General features: G+C 64.1%; 16 protein-coding genes, 1 tRNA gene and 1 pseudogene. 4 read left to right on the top strand and 14 right to left on the bottom strand.

Going from position 1 to position 16,254, the window contains the following annotated elements; genetic code table 11:
* Positions 1 to 11: 11 nt before the first annotated feature.
* The 3 genes and pseudogenes from NATGR_RS10650 to NATGR_RS10640 form a co-directional block, all read right to left on the bottom strand.
* On the bottom strand, positions 12 to 1,250 hold the full coding sequence (locus tag NATGR_RS10650; RefSeq protein WP_015233574.1) for a mandelate racemase/muconate lactonizing enzyme family protein: 1,239 nt from the start codon (positions 1,248 to 1,250) through the stop codon (positions 12 to 14).
* Positions 1,251 to 1,352: 102 nt separating this feature from the next.
* Positions 1,353 to 2,288: pseudogene (locus NATGR_RS10645) on the bottom strand (alanyl-tRNA editing protein); the annotation flags it as partial.
* Between the two features lie 67 nt (positions 2,289 to 2,355).
* Positions 2,356 to 2,871 carry a helix-turn-helix domain-containing protein gene (locus NATGR_RS10640; protein WP_005579167.1) on the bottom strand — a complete coding sequence of 172 codons (516 nt, stop codon included), beginning with the start codon at positions 2,869 to 2,871 and terminating at the stop codon, positions 2,356 to 2,358.
* 180 nt (positions 2,872 to 3,051) lie between these two features.
* On the opposite strand from NATGR_RS10640, the gene NATGR_RS10635 reads away from it, so the two are divergent.
* Together NATGR_RS10635 and NATGR_RS10630 are read left to right on the top strand one after the other, a co-directional pair.
* Positions 3,052 to 3,136: transfer RNA gene (locus NATGR_RS10635), tRNA-Leu, on the top strand.
* A 558-nt stretch (positions 3,137 to 3,694) separates the two neighbouring features.
* Positions 3,695 to 4,258, top strand: a complete 564-nt coding sequence (locus tag NATGR_RS10630; RefSeq protein WP_005579165.1) for a DUF420 domain-containing protein — start codon at positions 3,695 to 3,697, stop codon at positions 4,256 to 4,258.
* Between the two features lie 193 nt (positions 4,259 to 4,451).
* On the opposite strand, the gene purF is transcribed toward NATGR_RS10630, so the two are convergent.
* The 3 genes from purF to NATGR_RS10615 form a co-directional block, all read right to left on the bottom strand.
* Complete coding sequence (gene purF / locus NATGR_RS10625; protein WP_005579164.1) at positions 4,452 to 5,924, bottom strand: amidophosphoribosyltransferase; 1,473 nt, start codon at positions 5,922 to 5,924, stop codon at positions 4,452 to 4,454.
* Between the two features lie 490 nt (positions 5,925 to 6,414).
* Positions 6,415 to 6,543 (bottom strand): hypothetical protein, encoded by a 129-nt coding sequence (locus tag NATGR_RS20430; protein WP_269459373.1) that lies wholly within the window; start codon positions 6,541 to 6,543, stop codon positions 6,415 to 6,417.
* A 192-nt stretch (positions 6,544 to 6,735) separates the two neighbouring features.
* Positions 6,736 to 7,623 carry a ferritin family protein gene (locus NATGR_RS10615; protein WP_005579162.1) on the bottom strand — a complete coding sequence of 296 codons (888 nt, stop codon included), beginning with the start codon at positions 7,621 to 7,623 and terminating at the stop codon, positions 6,736 to 6,738.
* 103 nt (positions 7,624 to 7,726) lie between these two features.
* On the opposite strand from NATGR_RS10615, the gene NATGR_RS10610 reads away from it, so the two are divergent.
* Positions 7,727 to 8,176: a desampylase gene (locus NATGR_RS10610; protein WP_015233571.1), complete on the top strand. Its 450-nt coding sequence runs from the start codon at positions 7,727 to 7,729 to the stop codon at positions 8,174 to 8,176.
* A gap of 49 nt (positions 8,177 to 8,225) precedes the next feature.
* A complete protein-coding gene (locus NATGR_RS10605) occupies positions 8,226 to 8,588 on the top strand; it encodes a rhodanese-like domain-containing protein (RefSeq protein ID WP_015233570.1) in 363 nt (120 codons plus the stop codon).
* A gap of 178 nt (positions 8,589 to 8,766) precedes the next feature.
* Here NATGR_RS10605 and NATGR_RS10600 read toward each other — a convergent pair whose 3' ends face one another.
* The 8 genes from NATGR_RS10600 to NATGR_RS10560 all read right to left on the bottom strand — a co-directional run bounded on the left by NATGR_RS10600 (position 8,767) and on the right by NATGR_RS10560 (position 16,242).
* Positions 8,767 to 9,555, bottom strand: a complete 789-nt coding sequence (locus NATGR_RS10600; RefSeq protein WP_015233569.1) for an MOSC domain-containing protein — start codon at positions 9,553 to 9,555, stop codon at positions 8,767 to 8,769.
* 398 nt (positions 9,556 to 9,953) lie between these two features.
* Complete coding sequence (gene hypF / locus NATGR_RS10590; protein WP_015233568.1) at positions 9,954 to 12,251, bottom strand: carbamoyltransferase HypF; 2,298 nt, start codon at positions 12,249 to 12,251, stop codon at positions 9,954 to 9,956.
* A 5-nt stretch (positions 12,252 to 12,256) separates the two neighbouring features.
* Positions 12,257 to 13,018, bottom strand: coding sequence for a hydrogenase nickel incorporation protein HypB (gene hypB / locus NATGR_RS10585; RefSeq protein WP_015233567.1), 762 nt, complete (start codon positions 13,016 to 13,018; stop codon positions 12,257 to 12,259).
* Positions 13,019 to 13,135: 117 nt separating this feature from the next.
* Positions 13,136 to 13,522 (bottom strand): hydrogenase maturation nickel metallochaperone HypA/HybF, encoded by a 387-nt coding sequence (locus NATGR_RS10580; protein WP_015233566.1) that lies wholly within the window; start codon positions 13,520 to 13,522, stop codon positions 13,136 to 13,138.
* 4 nt (positions 13,523 to 13,526) lie between these two features.
* The gene (gene hypE / locus NATGR_RS10575) at positions 13,527 to 14,582 is read right to left on the bottom strand and encodes a hydrogenase expression/formation protein HypE (RefSeq protein ID WP_015233565.1); all 1,056 of its coding nucleotides are present in this window, start codon (positions 14,580 to 14,582) and stop codon (positions 13,527 to 13,529) included.
* Position 14,583: 1 nt separating this feature from the next.
* A complete protein-coding gene (hypD, locus tag NATGR_RS10570) occupies positions 14,584 to 15,690 on the bottom strand; it encodes a hydrogenase formation protein HypD (protein ID WP_015233564.1) in 1,107 nt (368 codons plus the stop codon).
* Positions 15,680 to 16,045 (bottom strand): HypC/HybG/HupF family hydrogenase formation chaperone, encoded by a 366-nt coding sequence (locus tag NATGR_RS10565; RefSeq protein WP_015233563.1) that lies wholly within the window; start codon positions 16,043 to 16,045, stop codon positions 15,680 to 15,682. The genes hypD and NATGR_RS10565 overlap by 11 nt, the downstream gene beginning before the upstream one ends.
* Complete coding sequence (locus NATGR_RS10560; RefSeq protein WP_015233562.1) at positions 16,045 to 16,242, bottom strand: hypothetical protein; 198 nt, start codon at positions 16,240 to 16,242, stop codon at positions 16,045 to 16,047. Before NATGR_RS10560 ends, NATGR_RS10565 begins: the two co-directional genes overlap by 1 nt.
* Positions 16,243 to 16,254: the final 12 nt, after the last annotated feature.

Below are 16,254 nucleotides of genomic sequence, written 5' to 3'. Positions count from 1 at the left end.
TTTAGCGAGGCTTACGCCTCGTCGAAGAGTTCCTCACCCTCGACCATCTGCTCCTCGACGACGTCCATATCCAGCGTCACCCCCAGTCCCGGCTCTTTGGGAACCTCGATGTAGCCGTCCTCGATGACGTCTTCCTCGACGAGATCCTCCCACCAGCCGAGTTCGTAGGAGTGGTACTCCACCGCGAGCGTGTTCGAAATCGCCGCGCCGACGTGGACGCTGCCCATCGTCGCGACCGGCGAGGCGACGTTGTGCATCGCCACCGGAACGTAGTAGAGATCGGCCAGATCGGCAATCTTCCGGGTTTCTCGCATCCCGCCGACCTTGGGCATGTCCGGTGCAATAATGTCGACTGCCTGCTCCTCGAGTAGCCGGCGCTGCCCGTGAGTGCGGTAGACGTTCTCGCCGGCCGCAACCGGGGTCGTCGTCGACTGGGTGACCTCGCGCTGGACGTCGTGATTCTCCGGCGGCACTGGGTCCTCGAGCCACCAGACGTCGTACTCCTCGAGGCGCTTTGCGAGTCGTTTCGCGGAGCCACCCGAGAACGTCCAGTGACAGTCGAAGGCGACGTCGGCCCGCGAGCCGACGCGTTGGGTGACGGCTTCGACGATGCTCGTCTTGTGTTCGATCTCGGGTGAACGTAGATGGCGGTTGGCACGATCTTTCTCGTGGCCGGAGGGGACGTCGAGGTCGAATTTGAGTGCGTCGTAGCCGAGTTCGTCGACGACGCGTTCGGCCTCGTCCGCACAGGCGATCGGATCGGCTTCTGCTTCGGTGTGACAGTCACAGTAGACCCGCACTTCGTCGCGGTACTTGCCACCGAGCAACTGATAGGCCGGTACCTCGAGGATCTTGCCCACGAGGTCGTGCAGTGCGACTTCGATGCCCGAGATCGCGGTGACGGTGACGCCGCCGATCGAGCCCTCGCCGGACATCTTCTGGACGAGATGCTCCGTGAGACGGTCGATGTCGAGTGGGTTCTCGCCCTCGAGAAACGGTGCCATTCGCTCGATCAGTTCGGGCGCGCCCGCACCCCAGTAGGCTTCCCCGGTGCCGGCGATGCTGGCGTCGGTGTAGATCCGAACCAGCGTCCACGGGAAGTTGCCGTCGACCATCGTCGTCTGGACGTCCGTAATCTCGACGTCCCGTCCACCCCCGCGCTCGCGAGTGACTTGCATCGTCTCCGCGGAGAGATCTCGCATCGTATACTCCGCGTTCGGGTCGCGCAGCTTCGTGTAGTCGATGCTCATAGACATCTCTTCGCCATCACTCCGGTAATAACTGCGGCCAGCGTCGTCAGCGGTCGGCCAGCGTCGGAATTGTCAGCTCGCGTCGGTCTCCAATCTACCGACCAGCGATCGCAATCGTTCTGCCACGTCCGATTCGGCGTCCAGACGGGCGAGTTCGTCGCTGGCCGCCTCGAGTGGCGTCCCGAGTAGTCGACGCGAGGCGAGTGCAGCGCGCTTCTCGGCTTCGCGGCGTTCGATCGCCCGCGGCCCGACGGCGAGTTCGATCCGTGTCGTTCCCGACTCGGGCGTGAAACGGTCGAGGACGGTCACAGGCCCTATCTCGCGGGTGTTCCGAACGTGCGTTCCGCCACAGGCTGTGACGTCCCACGCGTCCCGCGACTCGGTCGTGTCGCCGGCGACGGTGACGGTCGTTCCGCTCGCGAGCCCGTTTCCGTTCCCGCCGTTGTCTTCCTCGCCGCCGATCGTGACGAGACGGACGCGGCCTTTCTCGACCGCACCGTCCTCGGCTCCCTCGTCGAACACGACATCGTCACGCTCGCGGGCCTCGGAGACTGGGGCGTCGTCCCAGCTGACCGGTCGGGACTCCCAGACTGCCCGGTTCACGAGTTCGTCGAGTTCGATCAGCGTCTCGTCGTCGACCGTTGTACTCGTCTCGAGGTCGACCAGAACACTCTCTTCGCCGATGTCGACGCCGCCGTACTCGAGATCCGCGAGCAACTGCCGTGCGGCACCGTAGAGGACGTGACTGGCAGTGTGGGCCCGCATACAGTACATCCGGAACGACCAATCGATCGAACAGAGGACGCGCGCACCGACCCTGAACGAAGGCTCTTGTGCCAGCACGTGGACCAGATTTCCGTCGACCAGTTGGACGTCGACGACCCCGATCCCGTCGATCGTGCCACGATCGGCGGGTTGGCCGGCGCTCTCGCCGTAGAAGTAACTCCGCTCGAGCCAGACCCGATTGCCGTCGATCGACGTCACTTCGGTTTCGAACCGCGTGGCGTACGGCTCCGCTGCCGCCAGTTGCCCGCTCATCGGTTTCACTCCGTCGTCCGAGAGTAAAAGTCTGCTCGCCGAACCTGTCGCTTCCTGTGTCCTTTCGTCACTCCGAGAGCGTCACGTCCAGTCGCTCCTCGAGCGCCTCGATGAGTCCGCCGCCGATGCCGGCCTGCGTCGCCCGGCCCTGCTCGACGGCGAGCAGATCCGTTTCGCGTGCGCCGAGTTCCTCCGCGAGTTCCTCACGCTGGAGGCCGGCCGCCTGTCGCGCTTCCGTCGTCTTCTCGCCGTAGTCCGAGACGAGGTACGGAAGCGGATCGTCGTCGTAGTTCGTCCCCTCTTCCTCCCAGTGCTCTGAGTCGCCGTCCCAGACCGGGTTCGCCTTCGCGACGTTCTGTGCAGCCTTCTGTTTACGGCTGGGCTCGTCGTCGCGGCGACTCGAGTCCGAGTCGCTGCTTCGGGACTGCGTTCGCTGCTGGTCGTCGTGGGGTGTACAGTCCGGACAGACCTCGAGTTCGGCCCCCGCAACTGAAGCGAGCTCGAGGGAGTTACTCTCCGCACCGCAGAGTTCACAGTTCGTCCCACCGCCACTGGCGGACGAACCGGTCGAATATTTCGCCATGCGGTAATTTGGCCACTGCAGCATTTCAACTTTGCCACAGCGCGATGTTTGCGGGCCGACCGGCCCCTCGAGAAGAATTGTCTCCCTGTATGCGTGTGACCTCGACGCAGACACCGACCGAAAGGAAAGGTCTTTTATAATCACACTGGGTACGGATTGATGCGGAGAAAGAAAGCGCGAGCGTGGGTAGCCAAGCCAGGCCAACGGCGCAGCGTTGAGGGCGCTGTCCCGTAGGGGTCCGCCGGTTCGAATCCGGTCCCACGCATCGCACGGCGGTTCATCCGCCACACAACGATGCAGGTGATCTCCCTTCGTGGACATCACCCACGCATAATTCCTTCCGAGAACGACACCGAATAGCGACGAGTCCGTCGAAAGTCGTTGTCCCGTAGGTCCACCGGTGGGCGACCGGTTTCACCGATCGTGAACGTCGTCGTGGAGCGACGCGTGGCGCGAACCACCACGCAAATGCGGAACGGCGAGGCCGTGAAAGCAAGACGACGAAAGTTCGATACTTGCCTCACGCACCGCTACGGTGCGAGCAATCCCGCCAGCACCTCGATGCACACGGCCGGATTCGAATCAGAGAGCCCCTCCGGCGCGACCGTGGTTCGAATCCGGTCCCACGCGTCGCAGGGCGGTTCGTCCGCCACGCAACGATGCAGGTGATGTCCCTTCGTGGACATCACACACGCACAATTCCGTCCGAGAACGACACCGGCTAGCAACGGCTTCGTCGATACTTCCGGTTCCTCGCGTTCACGTGAGAGTAGAGACCACACCGGACAGTAACCCCTTTGCCATCTCGGTCGAACCATCGGGTATGGAGTACGTCCCTCGAGAGCGCGTATCCGAGTTGACGATCGGTTTGAGCGTCGTCTCGCTCGCGGTGGTCTTTGCGGCTGCTGGCGGGCGGATTCCGCAATCGACCGTTCCGGCCGCACCGCAGTGGTTCCTGGACCTGATTCCGCACGTCAACGTCGCCATCAGCGTGACTGCGATCGCGACGATCACCTACGGCTGGCGAGCGATTCGTCGTGGGAGTGTCGACCGCCACCGGATCGCGATGCTCGCCTCGTTCGGGCTGTTCGCGGCGTTTCTGGTGCTGTACCTCTATCGACTCGTCGCGGTTGGTGGCCCCGAACCGTTCCCCGGTCCCGAGACGGTCTACCAGTTCGTCTACCTGCCGATACTCGTCATCCACGTCTTTCTGGCTGTCGTCTGCGTCCCGCTCGTCTACTATGCGCTCTTGCTCGCGTTTGCGTATCCCATCGAAGAACTCCGTCGAACGAACCACGCACGGTTTGGCCGGCTGGCGGCGAGCCTGTGGCTAGTCTCGTTTACACTTGGTATCGTCGTCTACGTGCTGTTGCACGTGGTGTACTGACGATCGAGATCGAACTCGACTCGCCGCGTGACCGTCTCGACTACTGCCGTCAGTGACGGCACACCCCACACCGGCCCGCTGTCGTGTCGGGCTACCGGGACAGTGACCCACCTCAGACGGTTTCCTGTGGTCAAATACCGCCGATCGCCAGAACGGGGCTGCGATCGGCGGCAACTAGTTACAGCACTCCGTCTCAATCGTCGGCCGCCAACGTCCCATCCTCGAGATCGGGACGACTGACGTCGCGGTCGGTCGCTTCGCCCTCGATGTCGTAGGGATACTCGCCAGTAACACAGCCAAGACAGAGGTCGATCCGATCCGTTTCGAGCACCTCCGCGACGGCGTCGGGCGAGAGGTAGGCGAGACTGTCGGCGTCGATTGCGTCGCGGATCTCGTCGACGGTTTTGTCAGCAGCGATCAGCTCCTCGCGGGTGGCCATGTCGATCCCCATGTAACACGGTGCAGCGATCTCCGGCGCGCCGATTCGCATGTGGACCTCCTCTGCGCCGCAGTCTTTGAGCAACTGAACGAGTTGCGTCGAGGTCGTTCCACGGACGATCGAGTCGTCGATGAGCGTGACGGTCTTGCCCTCGACGGTGGACTTGATCGGGTTGAGTTTCAGCCGTACCGCACGTTCACGTTCGCCCTGGGTTGGCATGATGAACGTCCGGCCGACGTATCGGTTCTTCATCAACCCCTCGGCGAACTCGACGCCGTCGTCGGCCTCGGCCCGGGGTTCACCGTCGGCGGTCGTTTCGGTCGCCGCGTCCGCGTATCCCGACGCGAAAGCGCGTCCGGAGTCAGGCACCGGCATCACGACGTCGGTCTCGACGCCGCTTTCCTCCCAGAGCTTGCGCCCCAGGTTCCGTCGCGCCTCGTAGACGAGCGTGTCGTCGATGACGCTGTCCGGGCGAGCGAAGTAGACGTGTTCGAAGAAACAGTGAGCGGTGTGTTCTTTCTCGACCAACTGGTAGGAGTCAAACCCCTGGCCGTCGTCGTCGAGGACGACCAGTTCGCCAGGGCGAACGTCCCGAACGAGTTCGCCGTCCAGCGTGTCGATCGCCGCCGATTCCGAGGCGAGGATGTAGCCGTCCTCGAGCCGTCCGATACAGAGCGGTCGGTTCCCCTGCGGATCTCGAACCCCGAGGACGGTGTCGTCGTGGCTGATCGTCAACGAGTACGAGCCGTGGACACGACCCATCGTGCGCTTGACCGCCCGAACGAGGTCCTCCTCGAGCAGGTTGCGCGCGAGGTCGTGGGCGATGACTTCAGTGTCACCGTCGCTGGTAAAGGCGTGGCCGACGGCGGCGAGTTCGTCGCGGATCTCGTCGGCGTTGACGAGGTTCCCGTTGTGCGAGAGCCCCAGCGAGCCGCTCTTGAACGAGACGGAAAACGGCTGGGCACACGACGTGTCGACCGAGCCGGCGGTCGGGTAGCGAACGTGGCCGATCCCGGCCGAGCCAGCGAGTCCGTCGAGGTCGTCCTCGTCGAAAGCGTCGCCTACGAGCCCCATTTCGACGTGACTGTGTTGCTGGAAGCCGTCGTGGGTGACGATTCCGGCCGACTCCTGGCCGCGATGCTGGAGCGCGTACAGCGCGTAGTACAACGGTCGCGCCGCCGATCGACCGTCGAGTGAGACGCCGACGACGCCACACTTTTCGGTCATCCCTGTTCGCCGGGGAGTCTCGCCCCGCCCATCAGTCATGGTCGACCGTAGCGTCTCGAGTGGATAAAAACCCCCGTGTTTGTGCTTTCAACAGCCGTCCCACACACATAATTATACACGTTTGTGGGTATTTTTGCTGTTGTCCGTACGCGGCCATACATCGTGTGACTGTCGCCTCGAGTGCCTTCCTGCGAGAAAATCGGGCAGCTAATCGAACACGAGACGGCCGCTCACGTCAGAACGCGAGAAGTACTCGGCTGGATACAGAGTCAGACGGTTTGCTGGAAGTCAGTGCCGGCGCGATCGCGCGCTCCGGGGGTCACGCCGGGACATCGGGACAGCAGTCCGTCTCAGGTGACCACTGATCCCAACCGAGCCAGCAGGGATCGTGCTCGAGCGAAATACAGGACACTCGTGCGTTCACGGTGCCGGCGAAAACAGTGTCGAGAACCCGACGTCGCGTGCAGTGGCACTTGTCCGTCTCACCCGACTACCTGCTCGTGTGGAGACGGTCTGACAGTCGGACGAGCGTCGTTCCGAGAACGACGACGGCGATTCCAGTCAGTACGACCAGCACCATCGTCTCGAGTTCCCCGCCCGCCATCGCAACCAGGGACACCGATCCGATACGGAGCGTGACGGTGAGAAGCAGTGCTTCCGCGCGAGCGTTCAGTTCGGGCTACGTCGACGGAAGACTGGACGCACTCCGCTGATTGTCGCGCATACACATATTGTTGGCCCACTAACAAATAGGGCTAACGACGGCCTAACAGGAACCGCTGTTTCGATCTCCGCTGTACTGTGCGAGCGACTACTCCTCGAGTGCGACCAGTTCCTCGACGTCTGGCAACTCACTGTCGTCGACGATCTGGGTCATTCGGTCGTGGTGTTTCTCCGCGGCGTAGCCGACGAGGGTCTCGTCGTCGACGCCGATCGCGCCCTCCTCTGTCGACTCGCCGACGATTCCCTGGACGAACATTGCGAGTTCGCCGACGGTGTCTTCGATCAGCGTCGGATCGACGTCCTCCTCCCGGACGAGCGTCTCGAGTTTCCACATGCCGAACCCGACGTGTCGGCCTTCGTCGCTGCGGATGCGGGAGAACCCCTCGACCAGCCCCGGTAGTTGTGGCAGTTCCGCGTACTCGCCGCTGAAATTCCGCTGGACGCCGTAGTAGCCCGTCTGGGCGAGGATTCCCTCGATCGCCATGTGGTAGTGACAGTACGCGAGCGCCCGGTTCTCGGGGGTGTCTTCGCGCAGCAACCTGTGCATCGCCGTCTCGTTACGTTCGAACAGTTCGTCGTATGGGTCGGAGAACCACCGGTCGTCGGTCGGCGAGGTTGGCCCGAGGCCACGACGTTCCTCTTCGGGCGCGATAACCGACCGCCAGTAGCGATCGAAGAAGTCGGCGTGTTTGGCCTCCTCGTAGAGCTGGGTCGTCACGAATAGCTGGTCGGCAACGTCCTCGAGGACGACGCCGAGCGGCGAGAGGTCCTCGGTGACGGCCTCCTCGCCGGCGCCGAACAGCGCGAGCGTCTCGCGCAGCCCGTCGAACGCGGGCTCCGGAACCTCTCGAATCGCTTCGCGGTCGGGGGCGAGGCCGATTTCGTGGGGGTCCCAGTGTCGTTCGACGGCGTTGCGGAAGTACCGGAACGATCGCCGGTCGTGATCGATTCGCCCAGGAGTGGTATCAGTTGACATGTGACAACAATCTATCGGCCGACGAAAAACGGTGACGGTCGGGGTCGTGGCCGTCGACAGGTTGGAAGGCCCTCGGTCCGTACCAGCGGACGAGAAACACTCGATGATCGAACTACCGAGAACGGTCTACGACGATCTCGTCTATCGGGCGTACGACGGCGACGACCACGAGGTGTGTGGCGTCCTCGCAGGTGAGTACGGCACGGACCGGACCGTCGTCACCGACGCCTACTCGACCGAGAACGTCGCCGAGAACCCCGAGATCCGGTACGCGCTCGATCCGGAAGAACAACTCGAGGTCATCGAGCGAATCGAAGCGCAGGACCTCGAGATTGCCGGGTTCTACCACTCTCATCCGGCTGGGCCGACGGAACCGACGCCGAGAGACGTCGACCGAGCGACCTGGCCCGACGTCTCCTACGTCATCGTCGCGCTCGACGGCTACCCCTACGTCGGGTCGTGGCGCTGGCGTGAGGACGACGAGACGTTCGAGGGAGAACGAGTCCGGGTTTGCAAATCGCTCGAGGACACCTCTCGAACGCCCGGGCGGTGACGACCGACGACCCGACGACGTTTTTTCTCGGGAGAACGAACGGCGAGTCATGGTCGAAGAGATCTCACCGGACGCGGTCAAGGAGAAACTCGAGAACGGCGACGGCGTCCAGATCGTCGACATCCGCCCCGAACGGGAGTACGAGCGCGGCCACATTCCCGGTGCGGTTAACGTCCCGATGAACGAACTGTCGACGGCGATCGACCAGTACGAGTGGGGCGATGATGTCGTCGTCGCCTGTCCGATCGGCCAGAGTTCGATCCAGGCAGCCCGGCTCATCGGGAGCTACGAGGACGTCGACGCCGACGCCGTCGCGAGTATGGAAGGCGGCTACCAGGAGTGGGAGTACGACCTCGAGGCGGGTTCGAGTTCCGAGACCGACGACGAAGCAGAATCGGAAGCGGAATCCTGACACGCAGATCTGTCGGCCAGTTTCGTCCTGTCGCTGCTTTCGTTCGGCTTCTCGACTCGTGACGTTCGACTCTCGACCCTCGAGTCCAGCGTCCCATCGTACGATTTACTGGCAGTCATTTCCGGTGCGACTGCGTTCCGGACGGCGGTTGCACGGTAAATCGGTACAGCAATCCGTGTCAGTCGAGCGTTTCCACGGTGTCGCCGACGGCGAGGGTCGTCCCTCGATCCGCTTCGACGACGTCGGCGATGAGCATCAGCGTGTAGTAGTGGTCGAACGCCTCCTCGTCGGCCCAGTCGGGCAACGTCTCCCGGCGCTTCTCGACGAACCGCTCCCGGAACTCAGGCAGGGGCTCGCCCGTGTCGGGGTCGCGCCCGGGGACGACACAACGCGCACAGGGCGTCGCTCCCTCGAGTCGCACGCCGCCGACAACAAAGGCCGGCGCATCGTCTCCGACGAATCGATCCTCCCAGAACGGCTCGACGCCCGAAATTTCGAGGTTCGCACGCATCCGTCGTCGAACGCTTTCAACCGTGAGATCCTCGAACCAGTCGGCGACCGTCTCGAGCGTTGCAGTGCTGATTACTGACGTTCCCATTCCGTTTCGAGCGACGTAGCCGCGATCCTCGTCGCGCTCGAGTGTGAGGTCGCCAAACTCGAAGACGTCCGAGAACCACGCGGCCGCACGACCACGGCCTCGATCGGTGCCGAGATCGAACTGTCGCGGTCCGTTCTCGTCGGAACCCGAGATGTCGGCGGTCAGAGTTCCTGTCTCTGGGTCGTATTCGTTCGTAATGTCGTGGACGCGGTCCGTCCGCGGCCCTTCGACGAGTTTTCCGTCGGCGTCGAAGAGAGCGAACGTTCGGTCGCCGGCGAGCGTGCCGTTCTCGCGGATCGTCACTTCCTCGCGGTCGACGCCGTCGAGACTCTTTACGGGATACGTCCGGATGCGCTCGAGTCGTGCCATTGAGTGACTGTCACGTGGAGTGTGAATATAGCTGTTGTTCGACCGAACTACCTGCCGACTCCGCCAGATGCGCCTCAAACGAAGGCGTATCGTAACGACTCGATCCGATACCCGTCTTCCCGAGAACGGACGGACCTCCGTTTCGAACCGATTGCCGGTCGTTCGATTTCTCGAGACGTGCCGGGACAGCAACACTGCCGGCGCGGCCACACCAGAAAGACCGGGCGGTAGTCGGTCTCACGCGGAGGGCTGTACCGGCGTCCCGGTGTTCCCGCTTCGGACCGCGGGTGTGTCGGCGACGACTGAGACGGACTGTTGACCCGATGTCCCGGCGCGACCCCAGGGGCGCGCGGTCGCGCCGGCACTGACTGACAGCAAATCGTATGACAGTTCCGGTCTCACTCGACGCGGTTCGCCGCGACGACCGTCTGCCCGTACGCGATCCCGGCGTCGCCGGGCGGGACGCGGTCGGGGGCGAGATAGTCGAGGTCGTGTGACTCGACTGTCGCCCGGATCGTCCGAGAGATAGCCTCGTTGTAGGCGACTCCACCAGTAAACCCGACGGCGTCGATCCCGCGGTCGGTCGCCGCCCGGGCCGCGATCGTTCCGAGCCCACGCGCCAGCGTCTCCTGTGCGGTTGCCGCGAGACGGTGTCTCGAGTGCGTGTCACGCATGTCGTCGATCGCCTGCACGAGAGCAGCAACGTCGACGACCTGCCTACCGTCTCGCTCGGTGTAGGGTACGTCGATGTCGACCGGGTCGGCGTCGGCCGCGGCCGCCTCGAGTTGGAGTGCAGGCTCTCCCTGGTAGCGCCGGTGTGAACAGACGTCGAGCAGTGCGCTGCTCGCGTCGAGAAACCGACCGGCGCTGGTCGTTTCCGGCGCGTTCACGTCGGCAGCGACGCTCTCTCTGACCGTCCGGGCAGCGTCCTCGTCGAGGGGCGTCCGGTCGACGAGTAACTCGTCGATCCGTTCGTCGTCTTGGAGGAGACTCGCGAGAATGCGGGCCGGGCGACGAATTGCCGACTCGCCGCCGGGCAACTGGAAAGTATCGAGCCCGCCGACACGGTCGAACGACGCGGGCGTCACAGAGAGCACTTCGCCACCCCAGATCGTCCCGTCGGATCCGTACCCCGTTCCGTCGGCGACGACGACGACCGCCTGGTCGCGGTCGTGTTCCGCGAGAAGTCCGGCTGCGTGGGCGTGGTGGTGCTGGACGCGAACCGGAGCGTCGACCTCGAGGTCGTCGGCGACGGTCGCTGCCAGTTCCGTGGTGCGAAAGCCGGGGTGGCGGTCACAGGCGACGACGGAGGGTTCGACGCCGAACAGTTCCGTGAGGTGGTCGGTCGTCTCCCGGAGGAACGCCTCGGTTGCCGGCCCGTCGACATCGCCGAGATGCTGGGACGGCACCACGTCGGCGTCACGGGCGAGCGCGACGACGTTGTCGAATTCGGCCCCGAGCGCCAGTACTTCCGGACCGGAGTCGGGACGCGGGAGCGGACGTGGAACCCAGCCTCGAGACCGCCTGAGAAACCGCCGGTCGTCGTCGACGACCCGGACGACGCTGTCGTCACACCGGGCGGTGATCTCGCGGTCGTGGACCAGTGCCGCGTCGATCACGCCCTCGAGTTGCTCGTAGATGGCGTCGACGGTCGTCGCCATCGGCTGTCCCGGCAGATTCGCACTGGTCATCACGAGCGGATCGTCGAGTTCGTCGAAAAGCAGGTGATGCAAGCCAGCGTAGGGAAGCATCACGCCGACCGTGTGCAGCCCCGGAGCGACGGCCTCGAGCCACGCGTCGTCGCGTTCGGTCTCGAGCACGACGATCGGCCGACGCACGTCGGTAAGCAACGACTGTTCGCGGTCGTCGACGGCGGCAAACGACTCGACGTCGTCAAGCGACGAGGCCATGAGTGCGAACGGTTTCGCCGGGCGACCGGTCCGGTCTCGGAGCCGTTCGATTGCCGTCTCGTCGGTCGCCAGACAGGCCAGATGGGTCCCACCGATCCCCCTGATCGCGACGAGTTCGCCGTTGGCGAGTCGATCGGTCGTGGCGGCGATTGCCTCCTCGTCCGTCGCGAGTTCCCCACGGTCGTCGTCGAGCAACGACAGCGACGGCCCACACTCCGGACACGCGGTCGTCTGGGCGTGATAGCGCCGATCCATGGGATCTTCGTACTCCTCGCGACAGGCCGTACACATCGGGAACTCGTCCATCGTCGTCCGCGGCCGATCGTAGGGTAACGACTCGATTACCGTGTATCGCGGCCCACAGTCGACACAGGCAGTCGCCCAGTACCGGTGGTACCGCGAGTCGGGATCGCGGATGTCCTCGAGACACGTCTCACAGATCCCAGTGTCGGGCGGGATCGTCCCCGAACCGCCGTCGCCGTCCGTCGAGGGTTCGATGACGAACTCGCTCTCGCTCTCGCCGACGGGATCGGCTTCCTCGACGGTCACCGACTCGACGACTGCAAGCGGCGGCGGTCGCTCCCGGAGATCGGACAGGAACGACTCGACGTCGTCGGATCGCCCCTCGAGTTCGATCTCGACGCCGGCGTCGCCGGTGTTTCGGACTGTTCCGGTGAGATCGTGGGTCGTCGCCCGTCGGTAGACGAACGGCCGGAAACCGACGGCCTGGACGACACCCGTAACGGTCACCTCGACTCGTCGTCGATCCGCGGATTCGGTAGTCATAGCGTCTACTGGTGGTGGTCGTGTTCACCCTCGAGTTCGGCCTCGAGCGCGGCGATGCCCTCGCCGCTCTGGGCGTTCGTCTCGACGACCGATGTTCCCGGAGCGACGTCCTCGACGTCCGACCGGATCACGTCGACGTCCGTTCCGACCGCGTCTGCGATGTCGACCTTGTTGATGACGACGACGTCCGCCGACTGGACGAGCATCGGGTGTTTGCGGACGACGTCGTCGCCTTCAGTGGTGCTCACCACTAGCACGCGACGGGTCGCCCCGAGCGGAAAGTCCGCGGGACAGACCATGTTCCCGACGTTCTCGAGGTAGAGCGTGTCGAGGGTCTCGAGGTCGAACGACTCGATCGCCTCGTCGACGAGCGTCGGGTCCAGGTGACACTCCTTACCGGTGTTTACGTTCTCGACCGCGACGCCGTGGTCGCGCAGCCGTTTCGCGTCGTCTTCGCCGGCGACGTCGCCGACGACGACGCCGAGCTGTTCGTCTTCCGGGGCGCGTTCGATCAGCCGTTCGATCAACAGCGTCTTGCCGCCGCCGGTGCTGCCGGCGAACTCGACGCCGTAGACGCCGTGGTCGTGAGCCAGACGTTCGTGGACCTCGCCAGCACGCTCGCGAACGGCGGCGAGGACGTCGGCCTCGATGTCGGTCGTCGACTCCTCGTGGTCGTGGTCGTGGCCAAACCGGTGGAGTCGGATCGGACCGACGTCGAACAGGCGATTCAGGGCTCGAGTCAGGGGATGTGTCGTTCGGTTGTACATGGTAAGTAGTATCGTTAGCGTTCGATTATCTCGATAACAGTCGGTCTACTCGCCGGTCAGTATTGAGTGTATTCGTTAGCACTCCGTTCTCTCGGCACCGATCGGTCTACTCGCCGATCAACTGCTCGCCTCGGTTGCATTCGCGTCCGGAATCTCGATACTTCGTAGTCGACACTCGCGACCAGCGACGAGTTCCGCCCGCTTGCCACAGTCGGGACAGCGAACGTCCGGTGCATACGCGATCGTCTCCTCGAGACGGTCGGGCTCGCCATCCCAGCCACAGTCACAACGTGCACGTGGCGACACGGTTTCGATGTCGATCGTCGCATCCGCAGCGATCGTTTCGTCGACGGCAGTCTCGAGGCAGAACTGTAACTGGTCGGGATTGACGTGCGCTGCGCGACCGACGTCGATCGCCAACGCCTCGACGTCGTCGGCGTCGTGTTCGTCGGCAGCCGACAGTGCACGATCGACGAGTCGGGACGCGATGCTCAGTTCGTGCATGGTGTCAACAGATTCGTGGAAGGACTTCGCCCTCCGGTTCGCTCAGGTACCGTCTCCCGAAGCCAGTGTCGAGGACGACCCGGCCAGTGTGATCTGCGGTCGCGTGACCGACGATCGCCGCGTCCGAGCCGGTCGGGTGCGCTCGGATGGCCTCGAGGACGGCGTCGGCGTCGTCGGCGTCGACGCCAAGTACGGCTTTGCCTTCGTTGGCGACCGAAAGCGGGTCGATACCGAGTACTTCGCCAGCGCTTGCGATCGCGTCGTCGATCGGGATCGACTGCTCGTCGAGTTCGAGACCGACGCCACTTTTCTCTGCGATCTCGTTTAGCGTGGTCGCGAGCCCGCCACGTGTCGGATCTTTCATCGCAGTCACGGAGCCGGCGTCCATCGCCGCCCGGACGAGATCGTTGACTGGTGCGACGTCGCTCTCGAGGTCGCCGCCGAACCCGAATCCCTCGCGTTCGGAGAGCAATGCGATGCCGTGGTCCCCGACTGTGCCGCTGACGATGACCGCATCACCGGGCGAGAGCCCGGCGTCGGTAACCGCACCGCCAGGCGGGACGACGCCGACGCCCGCCGTATTGATCACCGGCCCGTCGACCTCGTCGCTTCGCATCACTTTCGTATCGCCAGTGGTGATCCGGACGCCGGCCTCCTCACACGCCGTCTGCATCGACTCGAAGACCGACTCGAGTTTCGACATCGGGTATCCCTCCTGGACGATCAGCGAACAGGTGAGGCCAAGCGGATCGGTCGCACCCATGACCGCCAGGTCGTTGACCGTACCAGCGACCGCGAGCCTGCCAACGTCACCCCCCGGAAAGACCGGCGGGCTGACGACGTGGCTGTCGGTCGTGTGAACGACCGATCCGTCCCCGCTCTCGAGCGGATGGACGGACCCGTCGTCGAGGGCCGCGAGACCGACTTCGTCGGCGGCTGGCTCGTCTTCGTCTGCGAACCGCGAGACCGCCAGGTCGTCGATCAGCGCGCGCATCGATCCCGCGCCCGCACCGTGGGCAAGCGTCACTACCTCGTCGTTCGAGTCGTCGCTGTCGTTCATGTTAGAGATCCGGTTTTCCACCGTACTCCTGCCAGATTTTGCAGGGGCCTTCGCTGCTTACCATACACGCGCCGACGGGGTTGCCCGGCGTACACTCCTCGCCGAAGAGATCGCAATCGTCCGGGTCCGCCGTGCCCGCCATAATATCGCCACAGAGACACTGCTCCGTCAACGGATCCGAATCCCCCACGGCTGGATCGACGTCGAATCGCGTGCGAGCGTCGTACTCGGCGTACTCCTCGCGGAGCACCAGATTCGCGTCCGGGATCTCCGCGATCCCGCGCCACTCGCCCGACGTCGTCTCGAAGACATCCCACATCGTCTCCAGCGCCGCGGTGTTACCTTCGCGCGAGACACAGCGTGGATAGGCATTCTCGAGGCCAGCCTCGCCGTCGCGGATATTCTCGAGCAGTCGCTCGACGCCGAGCAGTACGTCGAGTGGCTCGAAGCCACCGACGACGACCGGCGTCTCGTACTGGTCGACGAACTCTTCGAACAGTCCATAGCCGGTGATCGTCGCGGCGTGACCGGCAGCCAGAAAGCCGTCGATGTCGGTGTCGGGCAGTTCGGCGACGACCTCCATGGCCGGCGGAACGTACTTGTGCGCGGAGAGTATCGAGAAGTTCTTGGGCGGACCGCCCGCGAGGATGGCAGCCGTCGGAGCCGCGGTCGTCTCGAAGCCAGTCGCAAAGAAGACGACCTCGCGGCCAGGATTGTCGGCGGCGAGTTCGACTGCCTCGCTCGCCGAATAGACGATTTCGACATCGGCCCCCGCTGCACTGGCGTCCGCGAGACTCCCCTCCGTTCCAGGGACGCGATACATATCACCGTACGTCGCGACGATTGCCCCCTGTTCGGCGAGGGCAACGGCGTCGTCGACTTCCGGCATGTTCGTCACACAGACCGGACACCCCGGCCCCATCCGGATCGAAAGACCGTCGGGAAGCATGCTTCGCAGACCGAATTTGGCGATCGCCTGCTCGTGAGAGCCACAGACGTGCATCAGACTGACCGACTCTCCGATGTCGTCCATCAGCGCCGCCAGTCGGTCTGCAAGCTCGTGGGCTGCGTCCGGGTCCCGAAACTGGAGGTCCGTCTCACTGCTCATCGTCGCTTCCCTCTCGAGACCGCCGATCGCCAGGATCGGCCGTCACTGGTTGTCTCTCACCGTCAACCGCTGTCGGCCGGTCGCCGAACTCGAGGACGGCGTCTTCGGCACCGAGCTCCTCGAGCGCCTCGTCTTCGTCGCCCTCGAGGAACGACTCGTAGATCTCGAGCGTCTCCTCGACCTCCGACTCGGGAATCTTCCGGATCGCAAAGCCGGCGTGATTGAGGACGTAATCGCCCTCCTCGACGGTATCACCGACGATGTCCAGTCGGACGGTCTTCTCGACGTTCCAGAACTCCGCTCGGGCTTCGTCCCCGTTAATCTCGAGGATCTCGCCGGGAATACCGAGACACATCAGCCGGACACCTCTTCGTCGTCCGTCGATTCGTCGTCTGCCGATCGATGCTGGACACCTACGTTCCACGGATCGTTTCCGAGCAGCCGGTCCGGACGAACGACACCTTTGACATCGTGGCCGTCGTCCTCGTGTGCCTGGATCTCGTCGCTCTCGATACGTGTCTCACAGTCGCGACAATACCACTTTGAACTCATATCTGAATGATT

Source organism: Natronobacterium gregoryi SP2, from assembly GCF_000230715.2.
Lineage (GTDB): Archaea > Halobacteriota > Halobacteria > Halobacteriales > Natrialbaceae > Natronobacterium > Natronobacterium gregoryi.
The sequence above is the reverse complement of the archived record's forward strand: the minus strand, read 5'-3'. Positions and strand labels throughout refer to the sequence as shown.

Bases quoted from the DNA above. Each gene is read 5' to 3' on its own strand.
- purF (WP_005579164.1), bottom strand. From the start codon at position 5,924: ATGACCGAAAAGTGTGGCGTCGTCGGCGTCTCACTCGACGGTCGATCG.
- NATGR_RS10650 (WP_015233574.1), bottom strand. From the start codon at position 1,250: ATGAGCATCGACTACACGAAGCTGCGCGACCCGAACGCGGAGTATACG.
- hypF (WP_015233568.1), bottom strand. From the start codon at position 12,251: ATGACTACCGAATCCGCGGATCGACGACGAGTCGAGGTGACCGTTACG.
- hypE (WP_015233565.1), bottom strand. From the start codon at position 14,582: ATGAACGACAGCGACGACTCGAACGACGAGGTAGTGACGCTTGCCCAC.
- NATGR_RS10605 (WP_015233570.1), top strand. From the start codon at position 8,226: ATGGTCGAAGAGATCTCACCGGACGCGGTCAAGGAGAAACTCGAGAAC.
- NATGR_RS10565 (WP_015233563.1), bottom strand. From the start codon at position 16,045: ATGTGTCTCGGTATTCCCGGCGAGATCCTCGAGATTAACGGGGACGAA.
- NATGR_RS10615 (WP_005579162.1), bottom strand. From the start codon at position 7,623: ATGTCAACTGATACCACTCCTGGGCGAATCGATCACGACCGGCGATCG.
- NATGR_RS10580 (WP_015233566.1), bottom strand. From the start codon at position 13,522: ATGCACGAACTGAGCATCGCGTCCCGACTCGTCGATCGTGCACTGTCG.
- NATGR_RS10630 (WP_005579165.1), top strand. From the start codon at position 3,695: ATGGAGTACGTCCCTCGAGAGCGCGTATCCGAGTTGACGATCGGTTTG.
- hypB (WP_015233567.1), bottom strand. From the start codon at position 13,018: ATGTACAACCGAACGACACATCCCCTGACTCGAGCCCTGAATCGCCTG.
- NATGR_RS10600 (WP_015233569.1), bottom strand. From the start codon at position 9,555: ATGGCACGACTCGAGCGCATCCGGACGTATCCCGTAAAGAGTCTCGAC.
- NATGR_RS10610 (WP_015233571.1), top strand. From the start codon at position 7,727: ATGATCGAACTACCGAGAACGGTCTACGACGATCTCGTCTATCGGGCG.
- NATGR_RS10560 (WP_015233562.1), bottom strand. From the start codon at position 16,242: ATGAGTTCAAAGTGGTATTGTCGCGACTGTGAGACACGTATCGAGAGC.
- NATGR_RS10640 (WP_005579167.1), bottom strand. From the start codon at position 2,871: ATGGCGAAATATTCGACCGGTTCGTCCGCCAGTGGCGGTGGGACGAAC.
- hypD (WP_015233564.1), bottom strand. From the start codon at position 15,690: ATGAGCAGTGAGACGGACCTCCAGTTTCGGGACCCGGACGCAGCCCAC.